A 25,377-nucleotide genomic window follows, 5' to 3' on the forward strand; every position below is an offset into this window, starting at 1 on the left:
TCGACCGCATGGCCGACACCCCGCTTGACCTCACCCTGGACGCCGCGGCGCTCACCGCGTGGCTCGTCGACTTCCGTTCGGAGAGCGGCGACGAGAAGCCGCTCGCGGACGCGATCGAGACCGCACTGCGCGCACTTCCCCACCTGACGGTGGACCGCCACGGCAACAACGTGATCGCCCGCACGAACCTGGGCCGCGCGGAGCGCGTCGTCCTGGCCGGCCACATCGACACCGTGCCGATCGCCGACAACGTCCCGTCGAGGCTGGACGAGGACGGGGTCCTGTGGGGCTGCGGCACCTGTGACATGAAGTCGGGGGTGGCGGTCCAGCTGCGCATCGCGGCGACGGTACCGGCGCCCAACCGCGACCTGACCTTCGTCTTCTACGACAACGAGGAGGTCGCCGCCCACCTCAACGGCCTCAAGCACGTGGCCGAGGCCCACCCCGAGTGGCTGGCCGGCGACTTCGCGGTGCTCCTCGAACCCTCCGACGGGCAGGTCGAGGGCGGCTGCCAGGGCACCCTGCGGGTCCTGCTGAAGACCAAGGGCGAGCGGGCCCACTCGGCACGCGGCTGGATGGGGTCCAACGCGATCCACGCGGCCGCCCCGATCCTGGCCCGCCTGGCCGCCTACGAGCCGCGCCACCCCGTCATCGACGGACTGGAGTACCGCGAGGGCCTCAACGCGGTCGGCGTCACGGGCGGCGTCGCCGGCAACGTCATCCCCGACGAGTGCGTGGTCACCGTCAACTTCCGCTACGCGCCCGACCGCAGCGAGGAGGAGGCCGTCGCCCACGTCCGCGACGTGTTCGCCGACTGCGCGGTGGCGGAGTTCGTGGTCGACGACCACAGCCCCGCCGCGCTGCCCGGCCTCTCCCACCCCGCGGCCGCCGCCTTCATCGAGGCGGTCGGCGGAACCCCCCTGCCCAAGTACGGCTGGACGGACGTCAGCCGCTTCTCCGCACTGGGCGTGCCCGCCGTCAACTACGGCCCCGGCAACCCGCACTTGGCGCACAAGCGGGACGAACGCGTGGAGACGGCCAAGATCCTGGCCGGCGAGGAGCGGCTGAGGGCCTGGCTCACCGCCTGAGCCGGCGCCGGCCGAGGGCGGTTCGCGGCGGACACGCCGACGTCCCCCGCCCGTAACCCGCGTGGATCTACGCTGAGGTGGAACGAACGAAGCGGAGGGAGTTCACCATGCCTACAGGGAACCCCGAGGGAAAGAAGCAGCCACCGGACGAACAGCGTCTGGGCCCCGTCCTGCGACGCCGGGACCAGGTGCAGGCGAGCACGACGGACCAGCGGCTGCTGGACGAACGGGCCCCCTCGGACTGGGTGCACACGGACCCCTGGCGAGTGCTGCGGATCCAGTCGGAGTTCATCGAGGGGTTCGGCACCCTCGCCGAACTCCCCCCGGCGATCAGCGTGTTCGGCTCTGCCCGCACACCGGTCGGCTCCCCGGAGTACGAGGCGGGCGTACGGCTCGGCGGCGCCCTCGTCGACGCCGGCTGGGCCGTGATCACGGGCGGCGGCCCGGGCGCGATGGAGGCGGCCAACAAGGGCGCGAGCGAGGCGGGCGGCACGTCCGTCGGCCTCGGCATCGAGCTGCCCTTCGAACAGGGGCTCAACCCCTACGTCGACATCGGCCTGAACTTCCGCTACTTCTTCGTCCGCAAGATGATGTTCGTGAAGTACGCGCAGGGCTTCGTCGTCCTCCCCGGCGGCCTCGGCACCCTGGACGAGCTCTTCGAGGCCCTCACCCTCGTCCAGACCCAGAAGGTCACCCGCTTCCCCATCGTCCTCTTCGGCACCCAGTACTGGGGCGGTCTGATCGACTGGCTCAAGAACACCCTGATCGCCCAGGGCAAGGCGGCCGAGAAGGACCTCCTCCTCTTCCACGTCACGGACGACGTGGACGAGGCCGTGGCCCTGGTCTCCAAGGAGGCCGCCCGCTAGGGCCTACGCGAGCCCCCGGCGCGCCACCGCCGGGGGCCGGTGGCCCGCGATCGACGCGACCATGTCGAGCACCTGCCGCGTCTCCGCCACCTCGTGCACCCGGTACACCTGCGCCCCGAGCCACGCGGACACCGCGGTCGTGGCCAGCGTGCCGACCACCCGCTCCTTCACCGGCCGGTCCAGCGTCTCGCCGACGAAGTCCTTGTTGGACAGGGACACCAGCACCGGCCACCCCGTCTCCACCATCTCCCCGAGCCGCCGGGTCGCCTCCAGGCCGTGCCGGGTGTTCTTGCCGAAGTCGTGCCCCGGATCGATCAGGATCGACTCCCGCGGCACCCCCAGCCCCGCGGCCCGCTCCGCCAGCCCCACCGTCACCCGCAGGATGTCGGCCATGACGTCGTCGTACGTCACCCGGTGCGGACGCGTCCGCGGCTGCGCGCCGCCCGCGTGCGTGCACACCAGGCCGGCCCCGTGGCGCGCCGCGACCTCCGCCAGCCGCGGATCCACCCCGCCCCACGCGTCGTTCAGCAGGTCGGCGCCGGCCTCGCAGACCGCCTCCCCGACCTCCGCCCGCCAGGTGTCCACGCTGATGACGACGTCCGGGAAGCGCCGCCGCACCTCGGCCACGAAACCGACGGTCCGCCGGGCCTCCTCCTGCGCGGTCACCTCTTCACCGGGCCCGGCCTTCACCCCGCCGATGTCGATGACGGCCGCGCCCTCCGCCACCGCCTGCTCCACGCGCGCGAGGGCCGGTTCGTCCCGGAAGGTCGCACCCTGGTCGTAGAAGGAGTCCGGGGTCCGGTTGACGATCGCCATGATCACCGGCTCGTGCGCGCCGAATTCACGCCTGCCCAGCCTGAGCATCCCCTGTGACCTCTCCTAGTACGTCCTGCACTTCCGCCGCCTGCGACCCTAACTGTCGGACCCGCATGGCACGATCGGACCCACACACATCCGCTCCGAGCACACCGAGTGTGGAGACCCACCGATGGTTATGTTCCTGTTCCTGGTCATCGCGCTCGCCGTCGTGGTCGCCGCGGTGACACTCGCCGTGGTGGGCGGCGGCGAGGGCACCGGCCCGCTGCCGGAGGTCGCCCCCGAGCGTCTGCACGACCCGCTGCCCGCGGACCGCCCGGTCGACCGTTCCGATGTCGACCGCCTGCGCTTCCCGCTGAGCGCCCGCGGCTACCGCATGGCCGACGTCGACGACGCCCTGAACCGTCTCGCCGCCGAACTCGCCGAGCGCGACGCCCGCATCGCCGACCTGGAGTCGGCCCTGGCCGGCGCGCAGGCCCCGGCCGCGCCCCACGTCTCCATGGAGAAGCAGACCCCCGAGGACCAGCAGTGAGCGACGGCACCGCCCTCGCGGGGGCGGACGGCGCGCTGCGCTGCCCCTGGGCCCTGTCCACGCCGGACTACGTCACGTACCACGACGAGGAGTGGGGCCGCCCGGTCCACGGCGACGACGCGCTGTTCGAACGGCTCAGCCTGGAAGCCTTCCAGTCGGGCCTGTCCTGGATCACGATCCTGCGCCGCCGCGCCGGGTTCCGCGCCGCCTTCGCCGGCTTCGAGATCGCCTCGGTCGCCGTCTTCACCGACGAGGACCGCGAACGCCTCCTGACCGACCCGGGCATCATCCGCAACCGGGCCAAGATCGACGCCACCCTCGCCAACGCGCGCGTGCTGGCCGAGTGGGCGCCGGGCGACCTGGACGAGCTGATCTGGTCGCACGCCCCCGACCGGGCCGGCCGGCCGGCGCCGAAGACCCTGGCGGACGTCCCGGCCGTCACGGACGAGTCGACGGCCCTGTCCAAGGCGCTGAAGAAGCGGGGCCTGCGCTTCGTCGGGCCGACGACGGCGTACGCGTTGATGCAGGCATGCGGTCTGGTCGACGACCACCTGGCGTCTTGCGTGAGGAGAAGCGCCGCCTGACGGGGGCGGGCGACCGTCCCATGCCCACCCCCGCGACGGCAGCCGGCGTCAGCGGCCCAGGTACTTCGGGGTCTCCTTCTGGACGAACGCCCGCACCGCGATCGCGTGGTCCTCGGAGGCCCCGGCCCGCGTCTGCAGCTCGTCCTCCTTGTCCAGCGTCTCGGAGAGGGTGTGCGCCGACCCGTAGGCGACGGCCTCCTTGATCGCCGCGTAGGCCACCGTCGGCCCCGCGGCGAGGGCCCGGGCCACCTTCTCCGCCTCCGCGCGCAGCGCGTCCGCAGGCACGATCCGGCTCGCGATGCCCAGCTCGTACGCCTCCTGGGCCTTGATGCTGCGCGGGAAGAGCAGCAGATCGGCGGCGCGGCCCGGCCCGATCACCCGGGGCAGCGTCCACGAGACGCCGGAGTCGGCGGTGAGCGCGACACCCGCGAAGGAGGTGTTGAAGGACGCCGTGTCGGCCACGACGCGGTAGTCCGCGGCCAGCGCGAAACCGAGGCCGGCGCCCGCGGCGACCCCGTTGACCGCGGCCACCACCGGCTTCGGCGCCTCCGTCAGCGCGCGCACGATCGGGTTGTAGTGCTCCGCGACCGTGCTCATGACCTGCTTCGAGCCTTCGGCCAGCAGACCGATGTGCTCCTTGAGGTCCTGCCCCACGCAGAACGCCCGCTCGCCGGCGGCGGTCAGCAGCACGGCCCGTACGGCGTCGTCGGAGGCCGCGGACCGCACCGCGTCCCGGAGGGCGACCTTGGTCGCGATGTTCAGCGCGTTCATCGCCTCGGGGCGGTTCAGCGTGATCGTCGCGAGCCCGTCACTCACCTCGTAGAGCACGGTGTCGACCATGGCGTTCTTCCCCTCCGTGTCGCGGCTGGGACGTCCTACCGGTCGGTACGCCCCTTGTACGAGGACAGCATGGCGGAGATCACCGGCCGAGGACCGGACCCGACGTGTGACCTGCGTCAAACAATTCGGGACGGATTCCGGCGGCCGGAAGCGCGTGCGGCCGCGCAGTATCGCAGCCACATCGCCGAATTGAGTGGTTTTGCTCGCGCGCGTTGCCCAAGCGATGCCGACTGATGTTGGTCATCGGGTCCTGAGATGCGGGATAATGGCCTGGAAGCAATGTGTTCGATGCCGGTGCCGCGGGTCCCACGCTGGATCGCGGCTGCCCTTCAGGGGCCGTCGGCTTTGGCGATGAGCTGGTTTCAGGAAGGGGAACGAGCATGGCGGCCATGAAGCCGCGAACGGGTGATGGCCCGCTCGAGGTGACCAAGGAGGGGCGGGGCATCGTCATGCGCGTTCCGCTCGAAGGCGGCGGGCGGCTCGTCGTCGAGCTGACCCCTGACGAGGCCGACGCGCTCGGCGACGCCCTGAAGAAGGTCGTCGGCTGACGCGAAGCGACCCTGCACTTTCGACCGCTCCGGTGTCCTTCTCGGGTACCGGAGCGGTTGTTTTTCCCGGGTTCCCACCAGGGTCTTCACCGGGGATTTCCAGGAGCCTTCCTAGGGATTTCCCGGGGTCTTCCGGGGTTCGCCGTGGCCGCTCGGCCCGAAAGGCCCAACGCCCGGGCCCGAACCTCTCAGCGCCTCAGCGCTTGACCGCGCACAGGAGCCCGTCGCCCACCGGCAGCAGCGACGTCACCAGCTCCTGGCTCTCGCGCACCGCCCGCAGCAGCTCCCGGATGCGTATGACCTCCGTGGGCTGCGGCCCCGAATCGACCGTGCGGCCGTTGGCGAAGACGCCCTCGAAGACGACCAGCCCACCCGGACGCAGCAGGCGCAACGATTCAGCGAGGTACTCCAGCAGCTCCAGCCGATCACCGTCACAGAAGACCAGGTCATAGCCGGAGTCCGCGAGACGGGGCAGGACGTCGAGCGCGCGGCCCGGGATGAACCGGGCCCGGTTGCTGGCGAAGCCGCAGGCGCGGAAGGCCTGCCGGGCGAACTGCTGGTGCTCCGGCTCGGGGTCCACGGTCGTCAGGACGCCGTCCGGGCGCATACCGTGCAGCAGGTGGATCCCGGAGACGCCGGTGCCGGTGCCGATCTCGGCGACCGCCTTCGCGTCCACGGTGGCGGCGAGCATCCGCAGCGCGGCGCCCGTGCTGGGCGACACCGAGCGCAGCCCTGCCTCGCGGGCCCGGTCGCGGGCCCAGCGCAGCGCTTCGTCCTCGGCGGCATAGGCGTCGGCGAACGCCCAGCTTGCCTGCCGGTTGCCGGTAATGACCCTCTCCTGTCCCCGTGGTTGCCTGGGCGTGACTGTATCCGTTGCCGCCGGGAACCCGCAGATGGGACCGGGCGTTTGAAGGGGTGGGAACGACTACGGGGGGACACGGTTGGATCACGACGTGGGACAGGGCGCCGAGCAGGTGCTGACGCAGTCGCACGAGCGGTGCGGGCACAGATCAAATTCTCGTAAAACCGCTTATCCGGAGCTAACGGGCGAGGTGGCTATGGTAGGGGCTCCACTGGACACCACCAATGCCGACAGGGGAGGTGCGGCCGCACCTGTGGATCGGGGAGGAGTGCTGCGGCGCTTTCTCGGGTCGGCAGGCAGGCCGAGATCCGTGAACGACACCGCTGCTGACCCCAGCCACTCCGCCGGCATCGCCGTCGGCCCAGCCCAGACCGCGACCTTCACCACCGACGCGGACGGGCAGGCGTGGACTCCGCCCACGTGGGAGGAGATCGTCAGTATGCACAGCGGCCGGGTCTACCGGCTCGCCTACCGGCTGACCGGCAACCAGCACGACGCCGAGGACCTCACCCAGGAGGTCTTCGTCCGCGTCTTCCGTTCCCTGTCGACGTACACGCCGGGCACCTTCGAGGGCTGGCTGCACCGCATCACGACCAACCTCTTCCTGGACATGGTCCGCCGCAAGCAGCGCATCCGCTTCGACGCGCTCGGCGACGACGCGGCCGAGCGGCTGCCCAGCAAGGAGCCCACCCCGCAGCAGGCCTTCAACGACGCCCACTTCGACGCGGACGTCCAGCAGGCCCTCGACACCCTCGCGCCGGAGTTCCGCGCCGCGGTCGTGCTGTGCGACATCGAGGGGCTCTCCTACGAGGAGATCGCCGCGACCCTCGGCGTCAAGCTGGGCACGGTCCGCTCGCGCATCCACCGTGGCCGTTCGCAGCTGCGCAAGGCCCTCGCACACCGTGCGCCCGAGGCCCGCGCCGGACGTCGTTCCTTCGTGGCCCGTGTGCCCGCACTGGGAGGAGGGGGCGCGACCGCGTGAGTGGATCCCGACACGACGCAGCCGAGCGGCTCCTCGCGGAGCAGCATCTCGGCGACCGGCTCTCGGCCCTGGTGGACGGCGAGCTCGGTCACGACACCCGCGAGCGGGTGCTCGCACACGTGGCGACCTGCCCGAAGTGCAAGACGGAGGTCGACGCCCAACGCCGGCTGAAGAACGTCTTCGCCGAGGTCGCCCCGCCCGCCCCCTCGGAAAGCTTTCTGGCCCGCCTTCAGGGGCTCCCCGCGGGAGGCGACTCCGACGGTGGTGGAACGCCGCTGGGCGGGGGAGGCTTCGCCGACGGAGTCTTCGGAGTGAGGGGCACGAGACGGGACGAGCCCTTCGAGTTCCGCTATGCGCCTCCTCGGGCCCATGGCTCCGTCCTCTCTCCCGCCTCGGACCGCGGCTTCCGCATCCATCCCGTCGGCCGCGCAGGCGACCGGCACGACGCCGAGCGGTCGCGAGGCATGCGGTTCGCGTTCGTCGCCGCCGGCGCGGTGTCGCTGGCCGCGATCGCGCTGGGCGGCATGACCACTGTCGCCCCGGTCGACACGACCGCGGACGGCCGTGCCGGGTCGGGCTCCGGAAGCAATGTGACACCGGCCCGCACCCCGGGCGCGGGCTCCGCGACGGCGGAGACCCAACGCCGCCGTGCCGTCGGCCCTCTGCTCTCCCAGGGCGGCCAACTCGGCGACACCCCGGTCAGCCCGACGGAGGTGTCGGCGCCGCTGCTGCCGGGGATGCCCGCTCAGCCCGGCGGTCCGGTGGAACAGGCCCTGCACCGGCTGACCACGCCCATGGTGGCCGGCGCCGCGGTCATGTCTCCGTTGATACGTCCGCTCGACACGAATTCCCCGGTCTCCCTGAGCGCCTGGACCGCCACCGGCGCCAAGCTCGCCGGTCCCGGTCTGCTCGCCGCACCCGTCCCCCTCACCACGTCCGCTCCCAGCCGCTCTTCTGCCCTCCCTCCCGGGCGGCACACCCGCTGACCCGCACTCTGCGCCGCGCCCGGCGAACCTGGTTGAATCGCGTTGGACCGCGTCCTGCCAGGCAGCCGGGCGCGACGGCGGAGTGCGCCGGGCGGGGCCGAGGGCGCGGTGCGCCACCGGTTCGACGCCGTGGTCGGCTCGAGTGGGGGAGAGAGCATGGACGAGGGAAAGCCCACGAAGGCGAAGTGGTGGAGCCTGCCTCGACAGCCGTCGCCGACACGACAGGACTCTGAGGACCGCGCCGACGACCCGAGGGCCGAGTCCGCGAGCTCGGTGCCCGGCCCGGCCGACGGCGACTTCGAACTGGCCCGCCCGAACCCCGCCCCCGCCCCCGCCCTCACCCCCACCCCCACCCCCGCCGCCGTCGACGACGGCGACTACGAACTGAGCCGCCCGGCGACTGTCCCGGAGACGAGCGGCGTCCAGCACACAGCCGACCCGGACGACATCGAGCACTCGGAGAGTCCGAGGGACACCGAGGGCGCGGGAATCGCGGAGGGCGGGGCGATACCGGGCCCGGTGGACCCGGAGAACGGGGTCGACCCCCGTGCGGGCGGCTCCCCCGCCGCCGACTCCGCCGGCGGCGCCCTGGTAGACGCGGGTTCCGCCGACGGCGAGGGCGCCCCGTCCGGGCCCGTCCTCGCTGATGCCCTCCCCGTGGACACCCGCGATGTGCCGGCTCCCGACGCTCCCCACGCTCCCGACGCTCCCTGCGATCCTCTCGACCCTGCCCCGGGAGTGGGCGCGCGGGGCAGGGTGGGGCCGTTGCACGATCCCGATCCCTACAGCACCCCGCCGTACGGGGAGCCCGGTCCCTGGGCTCCCGCACCCCCGGTGCAGCACCCGGCGGTCGCGTCCGTTCCCGTTCCGGCGCCCGGGACCGGGGACCCGGCCCCCGGAGCCGAGGTCGCACCCCACGCGGCCGCGCATCCCGCTGGACCGGAGGCACCGCCAGGGCCCCTGCCCATCGGGCCCCCCGCCCCTGCACCCGATCCCGCGCTCCCCTCTTCCCCCGCCCCCTCTACCTCCTTCGCTGCCGCAGGTCCCTGGCGGCGTTACGACCCCTGGTCCGCGGAACCGTTCGCGGGTTCCACCGGGGTGGAGTCCGTCGGCGAGGCCCAGTGGCGTCGGCAGGCGCGCGGGAAGCTCGTCGTCGGTGCTGTGGCCGTCGCGCTCGTCGCCGGCGGGCTCGGCGGAGCCGTCGGCACCTATCTGGAGCGCAACGGCGGGCTGCGCCCGATACGGCTGCCGCAGGCCTCCCCGGAACCCACCGGGCGGGCCGCCGACGGCGTGGCCGGGGTCGCCGCGCGGGCCCTGCCAGGCGTCGTCACCCTGCACGTCAGCGGCGGCGACGAGTCCGGCACCGGAACCGGGTTCGTCCTCGACTCCCGCGGCTACATCCTCACCAACAACCACGTGGTCGAGTCGGCCAGGAGCGGCGGCGGGATATCCGTCGTCTTCGACGGCGGGCAGACCGTCAAGGCCGAGGTCGTCGGCCGGGACAGCGGCTACGACCTGGCCGTGGTGCGGGTGACCGGGGTGAAGGGCCTCAGGCCCCTCTCCCTCGGCAACTCCGACGACGTCCGGGTCGGCGACCCGGTCGTCGCCATCGGCGCGCCGTTCGACCTGGAGGGCACGGTCACCTCCGGCATCATCAGCGCCAGGGAGCGGCCCGTCGTCGCCGACGGCGGGAGCGGCGACACGAGCGACGTCTCGTACGTGGACGCCCTCCAGACCGACGCGCCGATCAATCCCGGCAACTCCGGCGGCCCCCTCCTCGACGCGCGGGGCCGGGTCATCGGCGTCAACTCCGCCATCCGGTCCGGCGCCGACGGCACCGACACGTCCGACGCCCAGGGCGGTTCGATCGGCCTGGGTTTCGCCATCCCGATCAACCTGGGCAGACGCGTGGCGGAGGAACTGATCAACACGGGCAGGGCGATCCACCCGGTCATCGGAGTCAGCCTCGACCTGGACTACACCGGGGACGGCGCCCTCGTCAGTGCCACGGGCACCGACGGAGACTCCCCGGTCACGCCCGGCGGCCCCGGCGACCGGGCCGGGATCAAAGCGGGCGACGTCATCACCGAGGTCGACGGCCGGCGTGTCCACACCGGTGGGGAGCTGATCGTCAGGACCCGCGCCCACCGTCCGGGCGACCGTCTGGAGCTGACGGTCGAGCGGGCCGGGCGGGAGCGCACGCTCAGCCTCGTTCTCGGCTCGTCCGACGGCGGCTGAGGCGGCGACGGACGCGAACATCACAGGTCGGACCCCGAAATCCGGCCCCGCAAGGCAAACAACGCGGAAACTCGGCCGTGTACACCCGGTCGGAGGCCTCGGGACGGTACCGGTCGGACAGGTGTGACAGGTACCGTGGACCCGGCCCGGACCGCGGAAGACCCGAACTGACCACTGAGGGCCGAGGGCCGAGGACCGCGGACATCGCAAGGAGCTTCAGGTGTTCAATGACATAGGACCGCTCGAGCTGGTGACGATCATCGTCCTGGCCGTGCTCGTCTTCGGTCCTGACAAGCTCCCGAAGGTCATCCAGGACGTGATGCGCACCGTCCGGAAGATCCGTGAGTTCTCGGAGAGCGCCAAGGCGGACATCCGCAGCGAACTGGGCCCGGAGTTCAAGGACTTCGAGTTCGAGGACCTCAACCCCAAGACGTTCATCCGCAAGCAGCTGGACAACGACGAGCTGGGGCTGAAGGAGATCCGCAACGGCTTCGACCTGAAGAAGGAGATGGCCGACGTCACGGACGCGGTCCACAGCCGCGACACGGACGCCCCCTCCGCGTCGGGTTCCGCGGGCGCGTCGGGCGGCGCGCGCGTCGACATGACCAAGCGCCCCGAGAAGCCGGGCGAGGACGACCGTCCGCCCTTCGACGCGGACGCCACCTGAGCCGTCGGCGATCCCCGATGTGAGGGGACGCACGCTCCACGCGCCGGGTGGATTCCCGGCAGCCCGGAGCGGGGTGGCTATGCTGCCTGGTTGTTGTGCGGAGCGGACGAGTACGCCCGAAGGGGGGCGGGCCGGCCGTTCCGTCGAGAACGAGGAGGCGTCCGGGCACATGGAGACGACGAGTCGGGCAGTCGCGCAGACGCCGGCCGCGGAGGACGGGCAGCAGGTCCCCTCCGCACGGCGCACGGTCGACGGCTACCTGGAGGCACCCTTCCCCTGGTACGGCCTCGACGAGGCCTTCACGGGGCCGCGCTGGCTGATGCAGGTGGGCACGGCCGCCGACGGGGCCGTCGAGCACGGTTCCATCGGGCACGGGGACGAGCCCTCGGTGCGGCACGAGACGGCCGGCGAGGACCGCGGGAAGTTCGCGGTCGTCGTGACCGTCGCCGCGAACCCGGTACGGCGCAGTGCGGACGGCACCGGACTGCTGGAGGCGACGTCCGTGTCGTCGGCGGCCTGGCTCGCCGGGGTGGGCCTGCTGTCCTTCACCTGGCCGGGCCAGATGGACCACAGCCTGCGCGACGACTGGCTGGACCAGCAGACCGAGACGGCGTGGGTCCTCGCCGACGACCTCGCCGGCCCGGACTGGTCCACGCTGTCCCTGCCGGTCGACGGTGTGCCGACCCCGTTCCACTACCGCGAGTCCGAGTTCGGCTGGGTGCTGGCCGGTTCGACCTCGCAAGGGGTGCACGTGGGCGCGTACGGCAGGGGCATGAGCGCGTACGGCCTCGGCTTCGCCATGATCAAGGACATCGAGACGTACGCCTGACGGCGGTACGCCCGAGCCCTGTGACAGTGGGGGCGCCGTCCCTGCACGGACGGCGCCCCCACTGTCGCGAAGCGGAGCGAAGGACGGGGACCCGCGAGCGGGCCGGGTCCTTCCAGAACTCGTCGCGCTAGAACTTGTTGCGCGGGGTGATGCCCAGCGACAGGCCCGACAGGCCGCGCTGCCGGCCGCCCAGCTTGCCGGCGATGGCGCGCAGCGCTGAGCCCGCGGGGGACTCGGGGTCGGTCAGGACGACCGGCCTGCCGTCGTCGCCGCCCTCGCGCAGCCGGACGTCGATCGGGATGGAGCCGAGGACCGGGACGTTCGCGCCGGTCGTGCGGGTCAGGCCGTCGGCCACCGTCTGGCCGCCGCCGGTGCCGAAGACGTCGACCATCTCCCCGCAGTGCGGGCAGGGCAGGCCGGACATGTTCTCGACCACGCCGACGATCTTCTGGTGGGTCTGCACGGCGATGGAGCCGGCCCGCTCGGCGACCTCGGCCGCCGCCTGCTGCGGGGTCGTCACGACCAGGATCTCGGCGTTCGGGACCAGCTGGGCCACGGAGATCGCGATGTCGCCCGTGCCGGGCGGCAGGTCCAGGAGGAGGACGTCCAGGTCACCCCAGTAGACGTCCGCGAGGAACTGCTGGAGCGCGCGGTGGAGCATCGGGCCGCGCCAGACGACCGGGGCGTTGCCCGGTGTGAACATGCCGATGGAGATGACCTTCACGCCGTTCGCGGACGGCGGCATGATCATGTTCTCGACCTGGGTGGGACGGCCCTCCACGCCCAGCATGCGGGGCACGCTGTGACCGTAGATGTCGGCGTCGACCACACCCACCTTCAGGCCGTCGGCCGCCATCGCCGCCGCCAGGTTCACCGTCACCGACGACTTGCCGACGCCGCCCTTGCCGGAGGCGACCGCGTACACGCGGGTCAGCGAGCCCGGCTTGGCGAAGGGGACCTCGCGCTCGGTCTGGCCGCCGCGCAGGGCGTTCGCCAGCTCCTTGCGCTGTTCGTCGCTCATCACGTCGAGGGTGACGTCGACGCGGGTGACGCCCTCCACCGCGGAGACCGCGTCGGTCACCCGCTGCGTGATCGTCTCGCGCATCGGGCAGCCGGAGACCGTCAGGTACACGGTGACCGCGACCGCCCCGTCCGCGGCGATCTCCACCGACTTCACCATCCCGAGTTCGGTGATGGGCCGGTTGATCTCGGGGTCGTTCACCGTCGCCAGTGCCTCGCGCACCGCGTCTTCGCTAGCCATAGAGACGATGGTACGGCGACCTGCGGGAACCCCGGTAAGCCCATCACCGGTCGTCTACGTCACGTCCCCGCGACCGTTCTGCCGGGAATACGGCATGTTCGCGGTGACCGTCCCACCGTTCCTCCAGCTCCTTGACCATGTCCTGAAGTTCGGAGCGGATCCAGTCCCGGGTGGCGACTTCGCCCAGACCGATGCGCAGGGCGGCGATCTCCCTGGTCAGGTACTCGGTGTCGGCGATGGACCGCTCGTTGGACTTGCGGTCCTGTTCCAGGTTGACCCGGTCGCGGTCGTCCTGCCGGTTCTGCGCGAGCAGGATCAGCGGGGCCGCGTAGGAGGCCTGCAGCGACAGCATCAGGGTCAGGAAGATGAACGGATAGTTGTCGAACCGCAGATCCGGCGGGGCGAAGATGTTCCACAGGACCCAGGCGATGATGACGACCGTCATCCAGACGATGAACCGGCCGGTGCCCAGGAAGCGCGCGATGCGCTCCGACAGCCGTCCGAAGGCCTCCGGGTCCCACTCGGGCAGGATCCGGTGCCGGGGCGACCGCGGCTGGTCCAGCCGGGCCCGGGTGCGGCCGCTCGCCGTGGCGCCCGTGGGGGTGCGCTCGCGGCCCGCGCCGGCCTGGGCGCGCTCGCGGCCCGCGCTCTCGCGTTCAGGAGCCATGCGGACCGGCCCCCTCGGTCTCGGGCTCGGCCGCCGGCTCGTTCTCCAGGTGGAACTCCGTCTCCCGCCAGTCCTCCGGCAGCATGTGGTCCAGGACGTCGTCCACGGTCACCGCACCGAGGAGCGAGCCCGCCTCGTCCACCACGGGCGCCGCGACCATGTCGTACGTCGCGAAGAACCCGGCGACGACCGGCAGGGCGGCGTCCGGCGCCAGGGCCTGCAGATCGTCGTCGAGGATCGAACTGACCAGCGTGTACGGAGGATCGCGCAGGAGCCGCTGGAAGTGGACCGTGCCCAGGTACTTGCCGGTCGGGGTCTCGTCGGGCGGGCGGCAGACGTAGACCTGCGCGGCGAGCGCGGGGGAGAGGTCCGGGTTGCGCACCCTGGCAAGGGCGTCGGCGACGGTGGCGTCGGGGCGCAGGACGATCGGCTCGGTGGTCATCAGGCCGCCCGCCGTGTGCTCCTCGTACGCCATCAGGCGCCGCATGTCGGCCGCGTCGTCGGGCTGCATCAGACTCAGCAGCCGCTCCTTGTCCTCCTCCGGGAGCTCGGAGAGCAGGTCGGCCGCGTCGTCGGGGTCCATCGCCTCCAGGACGTCCGCCGCGCGCTCCTCCTTCAGCTTGCCGAGGATCTCGATCTGGTCGTCCTCCGGCAACTCCTCCAGGACGTCGGCCAGGCGGTCGTCGTCGAGGGCGGCGGCCACCTCGGCGCGCCGCTTCGCGGAGAGGTGGTGCAGGACGTTGGCCAGGTCGGCGGGGCGCAGCTGCTCGAACGTGGCCAGCAGACTCTCCGCGCCCTGCCCGTGCTCCTCCAGCGAGAACCCGGTCACCGCCGACCACTCCACGGTCAGCGTCTCGCCCTTGGCCCGCCGGAAGGCCGTCGCCTTCTTGCCCTTGCGGACGAAGACCCGGTCGATCTCCCAGTCGCGGCGGGCCGGCAGCTGCTGCACCGACACGTCGAGGACGGTGACCTCCTCGCCGGTCTCGACGAGCGTGACCCGCCGGTCGAGCAGCTCCCCGAACACCAGACGCTCGGTGGGCCGCTGCTCGAAGCGGCGGACGTTGAGCACGCCGGTGGTGATGACCTGACCGGACTCGACGCCGGTCACCCGGGTCATGGGCAGGAAGATCCGGCGCCGGGTGGACAGTTCGACGACCAGCCCCAGCACTCTCGGCGGCCGCCGCCGCACGCGCAGCACGACGACGAGTTCGCGCACGCGGCCCACCTGGTCGCCGTTCGGATCGAACACGGGGATGCCCGAGAGATGCGAGACGAAGATCCGGGGGGCTCCCGCTGCCATGACCGCCCCTCCTTGTCGTTCGCGCCGGTGCGCGCTGTTGCCGGTGATGCTCTTTTCCCAATTGCCCGCTCGTGCGGGCTTCAGGCTAGCCCGTCCCGATCGGATACGCCCTGGTGGGGCGTCCGGACGGACTGGCTCCGCCCGGCCTCCGCGACCCCGGTACGCTGCCGTACGCCGCTCGGCACACCCCCGCAGAAAGGCAGCCTTCCCTGTGACTGCGATCCCCCAGGGCCGTACTCGCCGGACCCCGCTGGTGAGCGCGATGTGCGCACTGGTCGTGGGCATGGGACTGGCCGGGTGCAGTGAGGATCCGGACGAGGGGACGAACGGGGTGGGCAAGCTGTCCGCCGCGCAGATCCAGGAGAAGACCAAGGCGGCCGCCGGTTCCGTGGACGCGGTGCGGATGTCGGGGAGCGTCGTCACCAGCGGGCGCACGTACAAGCTCGAGATGAGCCTGAAGGCGGACGGAGGCGCCGGGTCGGTCACCGCGCAGGGGGCCACCTTCCATCTGCTGCGGGTAGGCGAGCAGCTGTTCCTCAAGGCGGACGCGGCGTTCTGGAAGAAGGAGGACGGCACGTCCGGCGACGGCTCCGACGCGGCGGCCGCCGGCAAACTCGACGGCAAGTACGTCAAGGTGCCGACGGGCGACCCCTCGTACAAGAAGTTCAGCGGGTTCACGGACAAGGACCTCCTCCTCGACGGTCTGCTGACGCTGCACGGCGCGCTGGCCACCGACGGTCACCACGAGCAGTCCGGGGTGCGCACGATCCGCATCACCGGCGACGGCGGCTCCGGCGGCACGCTGGACGTGTCGCTGGAGGGCAAGCCGTATCCCCTGCTGCTGGAACGCGCGGGCGGCGCCGGGACGCTGCGCTTCTCCTCCTGGGGCAAGGACTTCGCCCTGGAGGAGCCGGCGAAGGACGACACGGTGGACTACGGCAAGCAGCTCCCGACGTCGTGACCGGCAGCTCCCGACGTGAGCGGCAGCTCCCGGGGTCGTGAGCGGGTGACCGCTACTTCCGTCTGCGTCGGCGCAGGAGCAGCTTCGGCAGTCCGGCGGGCGCCGGCTCGCGTGTGGTGGCCGGGGTGGGGACGGGCCGGGCGGCGAGACTCCCCTGCGGGAGCGGCGAGGTGGCGCCGGTCGGCTCCAGGCGGAGCACCCGGCACTCACGCGCCCAGCGTTCGGTCATGGCTTCGCCGTCGGGCGCGTTCAGCCGCTTGCCCTTGAGCTCGGCGACGGCCGCCTCCCAGGCTTCGGAGCCGGGCGCGAGCTCGGCGACCTTCGCCGTCCAGGTCACCAGCCGGCCGCCCTTGTCCTTGCTGCGGACGGTGACCTCGGCCGAGCCGCCCTCGACGAGTCCCGGCAGCGGCTGCTCGCCGGGCCCGTCGCCGACCAGACAGGCGGCGCCGTCGTGCCACACGTGCCACAGTGCCCGCGCGGCCGCCCCGTCCGCGCCCCGGACCCAGACGAGGCCGGACTTCTTGGTGGCCTCCTCGAGGAGGGTCCGGTCGACGAGGGCCTGTCCGAGCAGCTCGCTTGTCATGCCGCCCAGCCTATCCGTGGGCCGTCCGGGCGGGTCCTCGGCGATGTCCTCACAGCCAGCCGTTGCGCTTCAGCGTGCGGTGGATGCCCACACAGAGGGCCACCATGGCCGACATGACCACGGGGTAGCCGTACTTCCAGTGCAGTTCCGGCATGTAGTCGAAGTTCATCCCGTACACCCCGCACACCATCGTCGGCACGGCGATGATGGCGGCCCAGGACGTGATCTTGCGCATGTCCTCGTTCTGCGCGACGGAGGCCTGTGCGAGGTTGGCCTGCAGGATCGAGTTGAGCAGTTCGTCGAAGCCGATGACCTGCTCCTGGACCCGGGCGAGGTGGTCGGCGACGTCCCGGAAGTACTTCTGGATGTCGGGGTCGACCAGCCGCATCGGCCGCTCGCTCAGCAGCTGCATCGGCCGCAGCAGCGGCGACACCGCCCGCTTGAACTCCAGCACCTCGCGCTTGAGTTGGTAGATCCGGCTCGCGTCCGTGCCGCGCGGGGTGCCCTTGCGGCCCGGCGAGAACACCTCGGTCTCGACCTCGTCGATGTCGTCCTGCACGGCGTCCGCGACCGCGATGTAGCCGTCGACGACGTGGTCGGCGATCGCGTGCAGCACCGCCGAGGGGCCCTTGGCGAGGAGCTCGGGGTCGTCCTGCAGGCGGTGGCGCAGTGCACGCAGCGAGCCCTGGCCGCCGTGCCGGACGGTGATGAAGAAGTCCTTGCCGGTGAAGCACATGACCTCACCGGTCTCGACGACCTCGCTGTTGGCCGTCAGCCGGTCGTGCTCGATGTAGTGGATGGTCTTGAAGACGGTGAAGAGGGAGTCGTCGTAGCGCTCCAGCTTGGGCCGCTGATGCGCTTGCACCGCGTCCTCCACGGCCAGCGGGTGCAGCCCGAACTCGCTGGCGATACCGGCGAATTCGGCCTCGGTCGGCTCGTGGAGGCCGATCCACACGAAGCCTCCGTCGCGCCGCACCTGGCGCATGGCCTCCTGCGGGGTCGGCGCCTGCGGGAACGCGACGCGCGATCCGTCGCGGTAGACGGCGCAGTCGACGACGGCCGACGGGGTTCCGGGGTCGCGGGTGGTGTCGTAGGCGCCGGTGTCCGTACGCCCGCCCCCCTTGCGCAGGGAGGGGCGGGCGGGGCGGACGACGGCACGGAGGTCGCGGATCATCGACATGGCAGGCTCCTTCGCGACGAGCAAAGAAAGACCGCCACGACGGATGGAACTGCCCGGAATGGGGACGTCCTGACTGGGAGTCTCCCCGGCCTTCAGGCTGGGAAAGGGTTTGGCACGTCCACAAAGCGGGGAGCACCGCTCCGTCGCGGTGGCGAGCTTCGCTGCTGAATCAGACCGGAGTGATCTGGCAGATCGGATCGGTCGGACCGATCGGGCAGATCAGGCAAAAAACGAAACGAAGTGCTCTTCCGCATGAAGACGAAGGCGACAGACGGCGACCAGCCGGAGGCGAAGAGGCCAGAGCAGCGGTATCAGCGGCGGGAAGAGCGAGTGGTACTGCACGGGTGACTTCGATCCATGACAGCCCCACCTCCTCCAGCCGGTCCCTCGTAAGGGAGTCTCGTCTGCGTCGAGGCGAGATGGCCGCCCTCTCAGTGCCTTGAAAGCCTGTGAGGTGCCTACCGCGTCCTGCCCCGAACCACCGGGCCAGAGTACCAGTCGCCTGAAGTGTCAAGGCGCTGCTTTGCCCCGCGCTGACGAGTTCTATGCTCGCCGCATGGTTGATGTTCTCCCTCTGGTCGAGGCTCGTTTGCGCACCGCGCTGGGCGAGCCGGACGCCCGCGCCGCGGTCACCTTCCTCGGCACGGACCGCGTCGAGGTGCTGCGCTTCCACGAGGGCGATGTCGTCCGCTACGCCACGCTCGGCATGTCCGCGCAGCCGATGAGCGACCCCACGGCGGTGCTCGCCGATCCGCTCCGGGGCCCGCGCGCCGAGCTGCTCCTGTCCGTGCGGCCGGGTGGCGTCGACACCGGCAAGGTGCTCCGTCCGCTCGCCGTGCTCGCGGCGTCCCCGCAGGTCGAGGGGGTGGTCGTGGCTCCAGGGGCGTCCCTCGACGTGGGCGAGCCGCTGTGGCCCGGGGCTGCGTTCACCTCGGTGCTGGTCGCCGAGCCGGGCGGTCTGGTCGAGGACCTCGACCTCGACGAGCCCCTCGACCCGGTCCGTTTCCTGCCGCTGCTTCCCATGACGCCCAACGAGGCCGCCTGGAAGCGCGTCCACGGCGCCCAGGCGCTCCAGGAGCGGTGGCTGACGAACGGGACGGACCTCCGGGACCCGTCCCGGACATCCGTCCCGCTCGACTGACGCTTCGTGAGGAACGTCACCAACACGCTTCCGGGAGAGATCAGTTGACCGGACCGGGGTGCGGATCTCAGTTCGCGAAGACCGTGACCCCGTCCTCCGTCGCGTGCTGCGGTTCCAGTTCCTGCGCGTCGTGGGTCAGCGCCGTGCGCCGTACGAGGACCACGACCGCACCGAGCACCGCCGTCACCGCCGCGACCACGAACGGCATGTGGATGTCGCTCCACTCCTCGATCTTCGGCGCGAAGTAGGGCGCGGCCGCGGCCGCGAACCACCGAACGAAGTTGTAGCCGGCGCTCGCCACCGGGCGCGGGGCGTCCGACACGCCGAGCGCCAACTCGGTGTAGACGGTGTTGTTCACGCCGATGAACGCGCCGGACAGGATCGTGCAGACGACCGCCGTGGTGTGGTCGCCGTAGCCGAGGGCGAGCACGTCGGCGGCGAGCAGCACCAGTGAGCCGCCGAGCACCTTCAGCGAGCCGAACCGCTTCTGCAGACGCGGCGCCACGAGCACCGAGAAGACGGCGAGCAGCACGCCCCACGCGAAGAACACCGCGCCCGACTTGTAGGGGGTCATGTTCAGCACGAACGGGGTGAAGGCCAGCACGGTGAAGAACGTGTAGTTGTAGAAGAACGCCGAGGCCGCCGCGGAGGCGAGCCCGCCGTGGCCGAGCGCCTTGAGCGGGTCGAGCAGCGAGGTCCTGCGGGCCGGCTTCGGCTGCTCCTTCAGGAACGCCGTGATGCACAGGAAGCCGACGGCCATCAGGAACGCGGTGCCGAAGAACGGGTAGCGCCAGCTGGCGTCGCCCAGCAGGGCGCCCAGCAGGGGGCCGCAGGCCATGCCGAGGCCGAGGGCGGACTCGTACAGCAGGATGGCGGCCGCGCTGCCGCCGGCCGCGGCGCCGACGATCACCGCGAGGGCGGTGGAGACGAAGAGCGCGTTGCCCAGTCCCCAGCCGGCCCGGAAGCCGACGAGTTCGGCGACCGAGCCGGAGGTGCCCGCGAGGCCCGCGAAGACGACCACCAGGGCGAGGCCGAGCAGCAGGGTGCGGCGCCCGCCGATGCGACTGGAGACGAAGCCGGTGACCAGCATCGCGAGGGCGGTGATGAGGAAGTAGGAGGTGAAGAGCAGGGAGACCTGACTGGCCGTGGCGTTCAGGCCCTGGGCGATGGACGGCAGGATCGGGTCGACCAGGCCGATGCCCATGAAGGCGACGACGGACGCGCCTGCCGTCGCCCACACCGCCTTCGGCTGCCGCAGGATGCTTCCGGCTCCGGCGTCGAACGTGTCCATGGTTCCCCTCGTCCCGGTAGATGGTTGGTATATACACACAGTAAGTTAGATCGCCTAATGAATGCAAGTTACATCTACATCTTTCCCGGGCGTCGCTCCTTGGTCGGATTCCGTCCGGACGGGTGATCGTCCTTGACGTGGGCGGGCTCGGGTAGGACCGTGGGGCCCTATGAGGGGCGAACCCAGTTGCCCGAAGTGTGGTGGCCGGGTCAGGGCTCCCGGACTCTTCGCCGATTCCTGGCAGTGCGATGTGCACGGGACGGTGCATCCGCTGCAGCCCGTGATCCCGCCCAGCGTCGAGGCCCTCAGCGTCGTCGTGCACCGCACGCAGGTGCCCGTGTGGATGCCGTGGCCGCTGCCGGTCGGCTGGCTCTTCACCGGCGTGACGTACGCGGGCGACGACCGCAGCGGGGGCCGTGCCACCGTCGTGGCCTGCTCCGGGCCCGGTCCGCTCGGCGGCATGGGTGAGCTGATCCTGGTCGCGGAGGAGCTGGGCGTCGGCCTCGGGGCGCGGTACGCCGGCGTCGACGGGCCCGATCCGGGGCCCTATATGAGCGTCGAGAAGCCCCCGCAGGCCAAGGTGCTCGCCGCCGGCCGTCCGACTCCCCTCTGGCATGTCTCCGCCACCCCGGACGATCGCGCGGTGTTCGCGGGGGAGGCCCGGGGGCTGTGGCTGTGGGCGGTGGTCTGGCCCGAGCAGTCCGGGCTGCTGATGTACGACGAACTCGTGCTGACGGACCTGCGGGACGCGGGGGCCGAGGTCGAGCTGGTGCCCTGCGGGGCACTGTCGCCGCGCCTGCTCAAGCCGTAGCGCTCCGCCGGGGCGGACTGCCCGGGGCGGAGTGCACCGGGCGGAGTGCACCGGGCGGAGTGTGTCTGGGGTGCTTTCCAGGTCCTTTTCGGGGAGTCGCGAGCGCGCTATGTGTAGGGGGTGCTCGTGGGTTTCGGGTGTGACAGAGGCTGGCTGATTACCGGCTATGCTGGAGCGTCCCCGTCCGTCCGTCACCGTCTGGAGCCCGCGTCGTGCGCATCGACCTGCACTGCCACTCCACGGCGTCCGACGGCACGGACACCCCGGCCGAACTGGTGCGCAACGCGGCCGCCGCCGGTCTGGACGTCGTCGCGCTGACCGATCACGACACCACCCGTGGATACGCCGAGGCCATCGCCGCGCTGCCGTCGGGGCTCACGCTCGTGACCGGCGCCGAGCTGTCCTGCCGGATCGACGGCGTCGGCATGCACATGCTGGCCTATCTGTTCGACCCCGAGGAGCCCGCCCTCCTCGCCGAGCGCGAACTGGTGCGCGACGACCGGGTGCCCCGGGCGCGCGCGATGGTGGCCAAGCTGAACGCGCTGGGCGTGCCGGTCACCTGGGAACAGGTCGCGCGGATCGCGGGCGAGGGGTCCGTCGGGCGGCCGCATGTGGCCGCCGCCCTGGTCGAGCTCGGCGTCGTCCCCACCGTGAGCGACGCCTTCACCCGGGACTGGCTCGCCGACGGCGGGCGCGCCCACGCCGAGAAGCACGAGACCGACCCGTTCGAGGCGATCCGGCTGGTCAAGGGCGCGGGCGGGGTCACCGTCTTCGCCCACCCGGCCGCCGGCAAGCGGGGGCGTACCGTGCCGGAGTCGGCGATCGCCGAGCTGGCCGCCGCCGGCCTCGACGGCATCGAGGTCGACCACATGGACCACGACGCGGACACGCGGGAGCGGCTGCGCGCACTGGCGAAGGATCTGGGGCTGCTGGTCACCGGCTCCTCGGACTACCACGGCAGCCGCAAGACGTGCGAGCTCGGCGAGTACACGACCGACCCCGAGGTGTACGGGGAGATCACCCGGCGCGCCACCGGGGCGTTCCCGGTGCCGGGGGCCGGCGGAGCCTGAGGCTCTTCCCGCGTGTCCCCCTTCTGACCTCTTCCCCGCAAGGCTCCTGCACTGATGTTCGACGTCGCCGTCTTCGGCTCCCTGTTCCTCACCCTTTTCGTCATCATGGATCCCCCGGGGATCACCCCGATCTTCCTCGCACTGACCGCCGGACGCCCCGGCAAGGTGCAGAAGCGGATGGCCTTCCAGGCGGTCTGCGTGGCCGGCGGTGTGATCGCCGTCTTCGGACTGCTGGGCCACCAGATCCTCGACTACCTGCATGTCTCCGTGCCCGCGCTGATGATCGCGGGCGGGCTGCTGCTCCTGCTGATCGCGCTCGACCTGCTCACCGGCAAGACCGACGAGCCGAAGCAGACCAAGGACGTCAACGTCGCGCTCGTCCCGCTGGGCATGCCCCTGCTGGCCGGGCCGGGCGCGATCGTGTCCGTCATCCTCGCCGTGCAGAAGGCCGACAGCGTCGCCACGCAGGTCTCGGTGTGGGCGGCGATCCTCGCCATCCATGTGGTGCTGTGGCTGGTGATGCGGTACTCGCTGCTGATCATCCGGCTCATCAAGGACGGCGGCGTGGTCCTGGTGACGAGGCTCGCGGGCATGATGCTCTCCGCGATCGCCGTACAGCAGATCATCAACGGAGTCACCCAGGTGATCCGGGCGGGCTGAACGCGCCCCGGCGCACACAGAGCCCCCCACGGCATCGCCGTGGGGGGCTCTGAAGTCTGTGCGGGACCCGTTATGAGGCCGAGGCGTCGGCCGGACGGATCCACAGCCGCTGCCCGATGGCGGCGGCCTGCTGAACGATCCGGTTGACGGAGGCGGCGTCCACGACGGTGCTGTCCACGGGCGTGCCGTCGACGTCGTCGAGTCGCATGATTTCGAAGCGCATAGCTTCTCCCTTCGTCTGGTCATCCCCCTCGCGGGGGATTGCTGTGCCTGCTGCTACATGAGTAGTCAACGCGGTGCGTGTTACAAACATTCCCTACGCTAAAGAAATTTTTCGAACGACTAATTACTAGCGAGTAAGGTTTTGCCGGGACTGAACGGGACCGGTTGTGTTCGCAGCGTGACCACCGGGACAATGGGGGGCGATGAACGACGACCTCCCGGCCCTCGCCGCCCGTATCGACCGCACGAACGAGCTGCTCACCCGCATGCTCGCCGAGGTGGCCAAGACGCCCTCGACCCACGCGATCTTCGTCGACGCGGGATACCTGTACGCGGCGGCGGGACGCCTGGTGGCCGGGACCGAGGACCGCCGGGCCTTCGACCTCGACGCCGAGGGCCTGATCGAGGCGCTCATCGACCGCGCCCGCTCGATCTTCGCCGACAGCCGGCTGCTGCGCGTCTACTGGTACGACGGCGCCCGGCGCCGCATCCACACCGCCGAACAGCAGTCCATCGCCGAGCTGCCGGACGTCAAGGTGCGGCTGGGCAACCTCAACGCCAACAACCAGCAGAAGGGCGTCGACTCGCTGATCCGCTCCGACCTCGAGTCCCTGGCCCGCCATCGTGCCATCAGCGACGCGGCCCTGCTGGGCGGCGACGAGGACCTGGTCTCGGCCGTGGAGGCCGCACAGGGGTACGGCGCCCGCGTCCACCTGTGGGGCATCGAGGCGCCGGACGGCCGCAACCAGGCCGAGCCGCTGCTCTGGGAGGTCGACAGCCAGCGCACCCTCGACCTCGACTTCTTCAAGCCGTACGTCTCACGGCGCACCGCCGCCTACGAGGCGCCCGGCGCGAGCCGCCCCACCCGGGAGGCCGTTCGCTTCGTCGGCGCGCAGATCGCGGCGAAGTGGCTGGTGGCCCGGGGCAGGGAGACACTGGCCGAGCTCCTGCCGGGCCACCCCTATCTGCCCGGCTCGGTCGACCAGGACCTCCTGGTCGAGGCCGAGGGCATCCTGCAGTACTCCCTGCGTGGCCAGGCGGACCTCAGGCGCGCGCTGCGCGACGGCTTCTGGGAGCACGTCCGGACGCAGTACTAGCGGCCGCTCGCCGGCCGGGCCGACGGCGCGCGCAGCCCCGACGGCGTCGGTTCAGCGGTCCCAGAAGTCGGCGAGCGCATGGGCCATCGGCAGCGGCTTGTCCAGGTTCGGCGAGTGCTCGGCGCCCGGCACGACCGTCCGGTGCGCGCGCAGGTCCACGGCCATGGCGTCCAGCAGGGGCACCGGCCAGGTGTCGTCCCGCGCGCCCGACAGGACGTGCAGCGGCAGCGGCACCGCCGCCAGTTCGCCGACACGGTCCGGTTCGGCGCACAACTGGCGTCCCGTGGCGAGGAGTTGAGCGGGTTTGTGATTCAGCCAGCGCAACCGCATCTGATCCAGCTTGCCGAAGCCGCGGGCCGGACCGCCGACCTCCTCGGGCGGGCCCATGGCCAGGATCGCCGCCCACACCTGCGGCATGGACATCACCGCGAGCGCGTCGTGCAGCAGCTTCACCCGCTGTTTCTGGGACTCCGAGATCTCGCCGGGGCCCGAGGAGACGAGCGTGAACGAGACGAAGGGGGAGTGGTCCAGCAGAACGGCGGCCCGGGCGATCTGACCGCCCAGGGAGTGCCCGACCAGATGCACGGGAGCATCGAGGGCGGCCGCCTGCGCGAGCACATCCCTGGCCAACTCCTCCTGGGCGTAGGGTGATTCGTCATGTGCCGGACCGTCGGACTCGTTCTGGCCGCGCCCGTCCACGGCGACGCTCCGGTAGCCGCGGGCCGCGAGCGGCTCGTGCAGCCGGTGGAAGTCCTCCTTGCTCCCGGTGAAGCCGGGCATCAGCAGCGCGACGCCGCGCGGCTCGACACCGGCGGGCACGGGCGCGTCGACGACGGCGAACTCACCGCGCTCGGTCCGCAGCGCGTAGGCACGCGCGCCGGGAGGGGGCGGGAAGGGGGTGGCGATGCTCGGCCTGGTCACGTGCCGAGGCTACCGGCAGGGCTCGCCGCGCGCCCTCGCCGGGACCCGCGGCGGGGAATGCCGACGGCCCGGCCCCTCACGAGGAGGGACCGGGCCGTCGGGCGATGCCGTGCCCGTTCGATCAGCTGTCCGCGGGCTCCGCGGCGGCCGTCGCCTTGCGGGCGCGGCGCACCCGGGGCTTCGCCTCGGCCGCGGCTTCGGCCTCGGCGGGTGCCGGGGCGGTGGCGGCGGTCTTGCGGGCGCGGCGCGGCTTGGCGGGTTCCGCTTCCTGGGTGGCCTGGGCCGGGATCTCGGCGGTGGTGGCCGTCGTCTCGGGCTGGGCCGCCTTGCGGGTGGTGCGGCGGCGCGGCTTGGCCTCCGTGCCCTCGGCCGTG

27 protein-coding genes and 1 pseudogene are annotated in these 25,377 nt (G+C 71.7%); 16 read left to right on the plus strand and 12 right to left on the minus strand.

Going from position 1 to position 25,377, the window contains the following annotated elements:
* Positions 1–8 precede the first annotated feature (8 nt).
* Positions 9–1,088, plus strand: coding sequence for a succinyl-diaminopimelate desuccinylase (gene dapE, locus BG482_RS08090; RefSeq protein WP_069768204.1), 1,080 nt, complete (start codon positions 9–11; stop codon positions 1,086–1,088).
* Between the two features lie 107 nt (positions 1,089–1,195).
* Positions 1,196–1,954 (plus strand): TIGR00730 family Rossman fold protein, encoded by a 759-nt coding sequence (locus BG482_RS08095; RefSeq protein ID WP_069768205.1) that lies wholly within the window; start codon positions 1,196–1,198, stop codon positions 1,952–1,954.
* 3 nt (positions 1,955–1,957) lie between these two features.
* On the opposite strand, the gene folP is transcribed toward BG482_RS08095, so the two are convergent.
* Positions 1,958–2,818, minus strand: a complete 861-nt coding sequence (folP, locus tag BG482_RS08100; protein ID WP_069768206.1) for a dihydropteroate synthase — start codon at positions 2,816–2,818, stop codon at positions 1,958–1,960.
* A 130-nt stretch (positions 2,819–2,948) separates the two neighbouring features.
* Here folP and BG482_RS08105 point away from each other — a divergent pair, with 130 nt between their 5' ends.
* Together BG482_RS08105 and BG482_RS08110 are read left to right on the plus strand one after the other, a co-directional pair.
* Positions 2,949–3,302: a DivIVA domain-containing protein gene (locus tag BG482_RS08105; protein WP_069768207.1), complete on the plus strand. Its 354-nt coding sequence runs from the start codon at positions 2,949–2,951 to the stop codon at positions 3,300–3,302.
* Positions 3,299–3,886 carry a DNA-3-methyladenine glycosylase I gene (locus BG482_RS08110; protein ID WP_069768208.1) on the plus strand — a complete coding sequence of 196 codons (588 nt, stop codon included), beginning with the start codon at positions 3,299–3,301 and terminating at the stop codon, positions 3,884–3,886. The genes BG482_RS08105 and BG482_RS08110 overlap by 4 nt, the downstream gene beginning before the upstream one ends.
* A gap of 48 nt (positions 3,887–3,934) precedes the next feature.
* Here the strand turns inward: BG482_RS08110 and BG482_RS08115 are convergent, their stop codons facing one another.
* Complete coding sequence (locus tag BG482_RS08115) at positions 3,935–4,726, minus strand: enoyl-CoA hydratase/isomerase family protein (RefSeq protein ID WP_069768209.1); 792 nt, start codon at positions 4,724–4,726, stop codon at positions 3,935–3,937.
* A 380-nt stretch (positions 4,727–5,106) separates the two neighbouring features.
* Here BG482_RS08115 and BG482_RS08120 point away from each other — a divergent pair, with 380 nt between their 5' ends.
* Entirely contained in the window at positions 5,107–5,274 is a 168-nt protein-coding gene (locus BG482_RS08120) for a DUF3117 domain-containing protein (RefSeq protein ID WP_003966491.1), read from the plus strand.
* A 196-nt stretch (positions 5,275–5,470) separates the two neighbouring features.
* On the opposite strand, the gene BG482_RS08125 is transcribed toward BG482_RS08120, so the two are convergent.
* Entirely contained in the window at positions 5,471–6,169 is a 699-nt protein-coding gene (locus tag BG482_RS08125; protein WP_079141667.1) for an O-methyltransferase, read from the minus strand.
* A 163-nt stretch (positions 6,170–6,332) separates the two neighbouring features.
* On the opposite strand from BG482_RS08125, the gene sigE reads away from it, so the two are divergent.
* From sigE to BG482_RS08150, 5 genes are all read left to right on the plus strand, one after another.
* Entirely contained in the window at positions 6,333–7,118 is a 786-nt protein-coding gene (sigE, locus tag BG482_RS08130; protein WP_256096296.1) for an RNA polymerase sigma factor SigE, read from the plus strand.
* Positions 7,115–8,104, plus strand: coding sequence for an anti-sigma factor (locus BG482_RS08135; protein ID WP_069768212.1), 990 nt, complete (start codon positions 7,115–7,117; stop codon positions 8,102–8,104). The genes sigE and BG482_RS08135 overlap by 4 nt, the downstream gene beginning before the upstream one ends.
* Positions 8,105–8,260: 156 nt before the next feature.
* Positions 8,261–10,342 (plus strand): trypsin-like peptidase domain-containing protein, encoded by a 2,082-nt coding sequence (locus BG482_RS08140; protein WP_069768213.1) that lies wholly within the window; start codon positions 8,261–8,263, stop codon positions 10,340–10,342.
* Positions 10,343–10,562: 220 nt separating this feature from the next.
* Positions 10,563–11,009: a sec-independent translocase gene (locus tag BG482_RS08145; RefSeq protein ID WP_069768214.1), complete on the plus strand. Its 447-nt coding sequence runs from the start codon at positions 10,563–10,565 to the stop codon at positions 11,007–11,009.
* Between the two features lie 169 nt (positions 11,010–11,178).
* On the plus strand, positions 11,179–11,838 hold the full coding sequence (locus BG482_RS08150; RefSeq protein WP_069768215.1) for a hypothetical protein: 660 nt from the start codon (positions 11,179–11,181) through the stop codon (positions 11,836–11,838).
* A 127-nt stretch (positions 11,839–11,965) separates the two neighbouring features.
* Here BG482_RS08150 and BG482_RS08155 read toward each other — a convergent pair whose 3' ends face one another.
* The 3 genes from BG482_RS08155 to BG482_RS08165 are packed head-to-tail and all read right to left on the minus strand — an operon-like array spanning position 11,966 to position 15,066.
* A complete protein-coding gene (locus BG482_RS08155; protein ID WP_069768216.1) occupies positions 11,966–13,099 on the minus strand; it encodes an Mrp/NBP35 family ATP-binding protein in 1,134 nt (377 codons plus the stop codon).
* Positions 13,100–13,142: 43 nt separating this feature from the next.
* Positions 13,143–13,766 (minus strand): DUF1003 domain-containing protein, encoded by a 624-nt coding sequence (locus tag BG482_RS08160; RefSeq protein WP_069768217.1) that lies wholly within the window; start codon positions 13,764–13,766, stop codon positions 13,143–13,145.
* Positions 13,756–15,066 carry a magnesium transporter MgtE N-terminal domain-containing protein gene (locus BG482_RS08165; RefSeq protein WP_069768218.1) on the minus strand — a complete coding sequence of 437 codons (1,311 nt, stop codon included), beginning with the start codon at positions 15,064–15,066 and terminating at the stop codon, positions 13,756–13,758. The genes BG482_RS08160 and BG482_RS08165 overlap by 11 nt, the downstream gene beginning before the upstream one ends.
* A gap of 211 nt (positions 15,067–15,277) precedes the next feature.
* Between BG482_RS08165 and BG482_RS08170 the strand changes: the two genes are divergently transcribed.
* Entirely contained in the window at positions 15,278–16,027 is a 750-nt protein-coding gene (locus BG482_RS08170; RefSeq protein WP_069768219.1) for a hypothetical protein, read from the plus strand.
* Between the two features lie 52 nt (positions 16,028–16,079).
* On the opposite strand, the gene BG482_RS08175 is transcribed toward BG482_RS08170, so the two are convergent.
* Both BG482_RS08175 and BG482_RS08180 read right to left on the minus strand, forming a co-directional pair.
* A complete protein-coding gene (locus BG482_RS08175) occupies positions 16,080–16,610 on the minus strand; it encodes a hypothetical protein (protein WP_069768220.1) in 531 nt (176 codons plus the stop codon).
* 49 nt (positions 16,611–16,659) lie between these two features.
* Positions 16,660–17,790 (minus strand): magnesium and cobalt transport protein CorA, encoded by a 1,131-nt coding sequence (locus BG482_RS08180; protein ID WP_069768221.1) that lies wholly within the window; start codon positions 17,788–17,790, stop codon positions 16,660–16,662.
* A 556-nt stretch (positions 17,791–18,346) separates the two neighbouring features.
* On the opposite strand from BG482_RS08180, the gene BG482_RS08185 reads away from it, so the two are divergent.
* On the plus strand, positions 18,347–18,931 hold the full coding sequence (locus BG482_RS08185; RefSeq protein ID WP_069768222.1) for a suppressor of fused domain protein: 585 nt from the start codon (positions 18,347–18,349) through the stop codon (positions 18,929–18,931).
* A 67-nt stretch (positions 18,932–18,998) separates the two neighbouring features.
* Here the strand turns inward: BG482_RS08185 and BG482_RS08190 are convergent, their stop codons facing one another.
* The gene (locus BG482_RS08190; RefSeq protein WP_069768223.1) at positions 18,999–20,222 is read right to left on the minus strand and encodes an MFS transporter; all 1,224 of its coding nucleotides are present in this window, start codon (positions 20,220–20,222) and stop codon (positions 18,999–19,001) included.
* Between the two features lie 169 nt (positions 20,223–20,391).
* Between BG482_RS08190 and BG482_RS08195 the strand changes: the two genes are divergently transcribed.
* The 3 genes from BG482_RS08195 to BG482_RS08205 all read left to right on the plus strand — a co-directional run bounded on the left by BG482_RS08195 (position 20,392) and on the right by BG482_RS08205 (position 22,763).
* On the plus strand, positions 20,392–21,033 hold the full coding sequence (locus tag BG482_RS08195; RefSeq protein ID WP_069768224.1) for a DUF6758 family protein: 642 nt from the start codon (positions 20,392–20,394) through the stop codon (positions 21,031–21,033).
* Positions 21,034–21,245: 212 nt separating this feature from the next.
* The gene (locus BG482_RS08200; protein ID WP_069768225.1) at positions 21,246–22,103 is read left to right on the plus strand and encodes a PHP domain-containing protein; all 858 of its coding nucleotides are present in this window, start codon (positions 21,246–21,248) and stop codon (positions 22,101–22,103) included.
* 54 nt (positions 22,104–22,157) lie between these two features.
* On the plus strand, positions 22,158–22,763 hold the full coding sequence (locus tag BG482_RS08205; RefSeq protein WP_069768226.1) for a MarC family protein: 606 nt from the start codon (positions 22,158–22,160) through the stop codon (positions 22,761–22,763).
* A 70-nt stretch (positions 22,764–22,833) separates the two neighbouring features.
* On the opposite strand, the gene BG482_RS42410 is transcribed toward BG482_RS08205, so the two are convergent.
* Positions 22,834–22,986 (minus strand): hypothetical protein, encoded by a 153-nt coding sequence (locus tag BG482_RS42410; RefSeq protein WP_094103735.1) that lies wholly within the window; start codon positions 22,984–22,986, stop codon positions 22,834–22,836.
* Positions 22,987–23,188: 202 nt separating this feature from the next.
* On the opposite strand from BG482_RS42410, the gene BG482_RS08210 reads away from it, so the two are divergent.
* Positions 23,189–24,082, plus strand: coding sequence for an NYN domain-containing protein (locus BG482_RS08210; RefSeq protein WP_069768227.1), 894 nt, complete (start codon positions 23,189–23,191; stop codon positions 24,080–24,082).
* A gap of 51 nt (positions 24,083–24,133) precedes the next feature.
* Here BG482_RS08210 and BG482_RS08215 read toward each other — a convergent pair whose 3' ends face one another.
* The gene (locus BG482_RS08215) at positions 24,134–25,003 is read right to left on the minus strand and encodes an alpha/beta fold hydrolase (protein WP_069768228.1); all 870 of its coding nucleotides are present in this window, start codon (positions 25,001–25,003) and stop codon (positions 24,134–24,136) included.
* A 121-nt stretch (positions 25,004–25,124) separates the two neighbouring features.
* A pseudogene (locus tag BG482_RS43825) lies at positions 25,125–25,377 on the minus strand (hypothetical protein); the annotation flags it as partial.

This window comes from Streptomyces sp. LUP30 (genome assembly GCF_001746365.1).
GTDB lineage: Bacteria > Actinomycetota > Actinomycetes > Streptomycetales > Streptomycetaceae > Streptomyces.

What these genes read in the sequence shown, in the direction of transcription:
- BG482_RS08160 (WP_069768217.1), bottom strand. Translation starts at nt 13,766, where the DNA reads ATGGCTCCTGAACGCGAGAGCGCGGGCCGCGAGCGCGCCCAGGCCGGC.
- BG482_RS08105 (WP_069768207.1), top strand. Translation starts at nt 2,949, where the DNA reads ATGTTCCTGTTCCTGGTCATCGCGCTCGCCGTCGTGGTCGCCGCGGTG.
- BG482_RS08095 (WP_069768205.1), top strand. Translation starts at nt 1,196, where the DNA reads ATGCCTACAGGGAACCCCGAGGGAAAGAAGCAGCCACCGGACGAACAG.
- BG482_RS08180 (WP_069768221.1), bottom strand. Translation starts at nt 17,790, where the DNA reads ATGTCGATGATCCGCGACCTCCGTGCCGTCGTCCGCCCCGCCCGCCCC.
- BG482_RS08185 (WP_069768222.1), top strand. Translation starts at nt 18,347, where the DNA reads ATGGTTGATGTTCTCCCTCTGGTCGAGGCTCGTTTGCGCACCGCGCTG.
- BG482_RS08115 (WP_069768209.1), bottom strand. Translation starts at nt 4,726, where the DNA reads ATGGTCGACACCGTGCTCTACGAGGTGAGTGACGGGCTCGCGACGATC.
- BG482_RS08140 (WP_069768213.1), top strand. Translation starts at nt 8,261, where the DNA reads ATGGACGAGGGAAAGCCCACGAAGGCGAAGTGGTGGAGCCTGCCTCGA.
- BG482_RS08190 (WP_069768223.1), bottom strand. Translation starts at nt 20,222, where the DNA reads ATGGACACGTTCGACGCCGGAGCCGGAAGCATCCTGCGGCAGCCGAAG.
- BG482_RS08120 (WP_003966491.1), top strand. Translation starts at nt 5,107, where the DNA reads ATGGCGGCCATGAAGCCGCGAACGGGTGATGGCCCGCTCGAGGTGACC.
- BG482_RS08210 (WP_069768227.1), top strand. Translation starts at nt 23,189, where the DNA reads ATGAACGACGACCTCCCGGCCCTCGCCGCCCGTATCGACCGCACGAAC.
- BG482_RS08150 (WP_069768215.1), top strand. Translation starts at nt 11,179, where the DNA reads ATGGAGACGACGAGTCGGGCAGTCGCGCAGACGCCGGCCGCGGAGGAC.
- dapE (WP_069768204.1), top strand. Translation starts at nt 9, where the DNA reads ATGGCCGACACCCCGCTTGACCTCACCCTGGACGCCGCGGCGCTCACC.
- sigE (WP_256096296.1), top strand. Translation starts at nt 6,333, where the DNA reads ATGGTAGGGGCTCCACTGGACACCACCAATGCCGACAGGGGAGGTGCG.
- BG482_RS08155 (WP_069768216.1), bottom strand. Translation starts at nt 13,099, where the DNA reads ATGGCTAGCGAAGACGCGGTGCGCGAGGCACTGGCGACGGTGAACGAC.
- folP (WP_069768206.1), bottom strand. Translation starts at nt 2,818, where the DNA reads ATGCTCAGGCTGGGCAGGCGTGAATTCGGCGCGCACGAGCCGGTGATC.
- BG482_RS08165 (WP_069768218.1), bottom strand. Translation starts at nt 15,066, where the DNA reads ATGGCAGCGGGAGCCCCCCGGATCTTCGTCTCGCATCTCTCGGGCATC.
- BG482_RS08205 (WP_069768226.1), top strand. Translation starts at nt 22,158, where the DNA reads ATGTTCGACGTCGCCGTCTTCGGCTCCCTGTTCCTCACCCTTTTCGTC.
- BG482_RS08195 (WP_069768224.1), top strand. Translation starts at nt 20,392, where the DNA reads ATGAGGGGCGAACCCAGTTGCCCGAAGTGTGGTGGCCGGGTCAGGGCT.
- BG482_RS08175 (WP_069768220.1), bottom strand. Translation starts at nt 16,610, where the DNA reads ATGACAAGCGAGCTGCTCGGACAGGCCCTCGTCGACCGGACCCTCCTC.
- BG482_RS42410 (WP_094103735.1), bottom strand. Translation starts at nt 22,986, where the DNA reads ATGCGCTTCGAAATCATGCGACTCGACGACGTCGACGGCACGCCCGTG.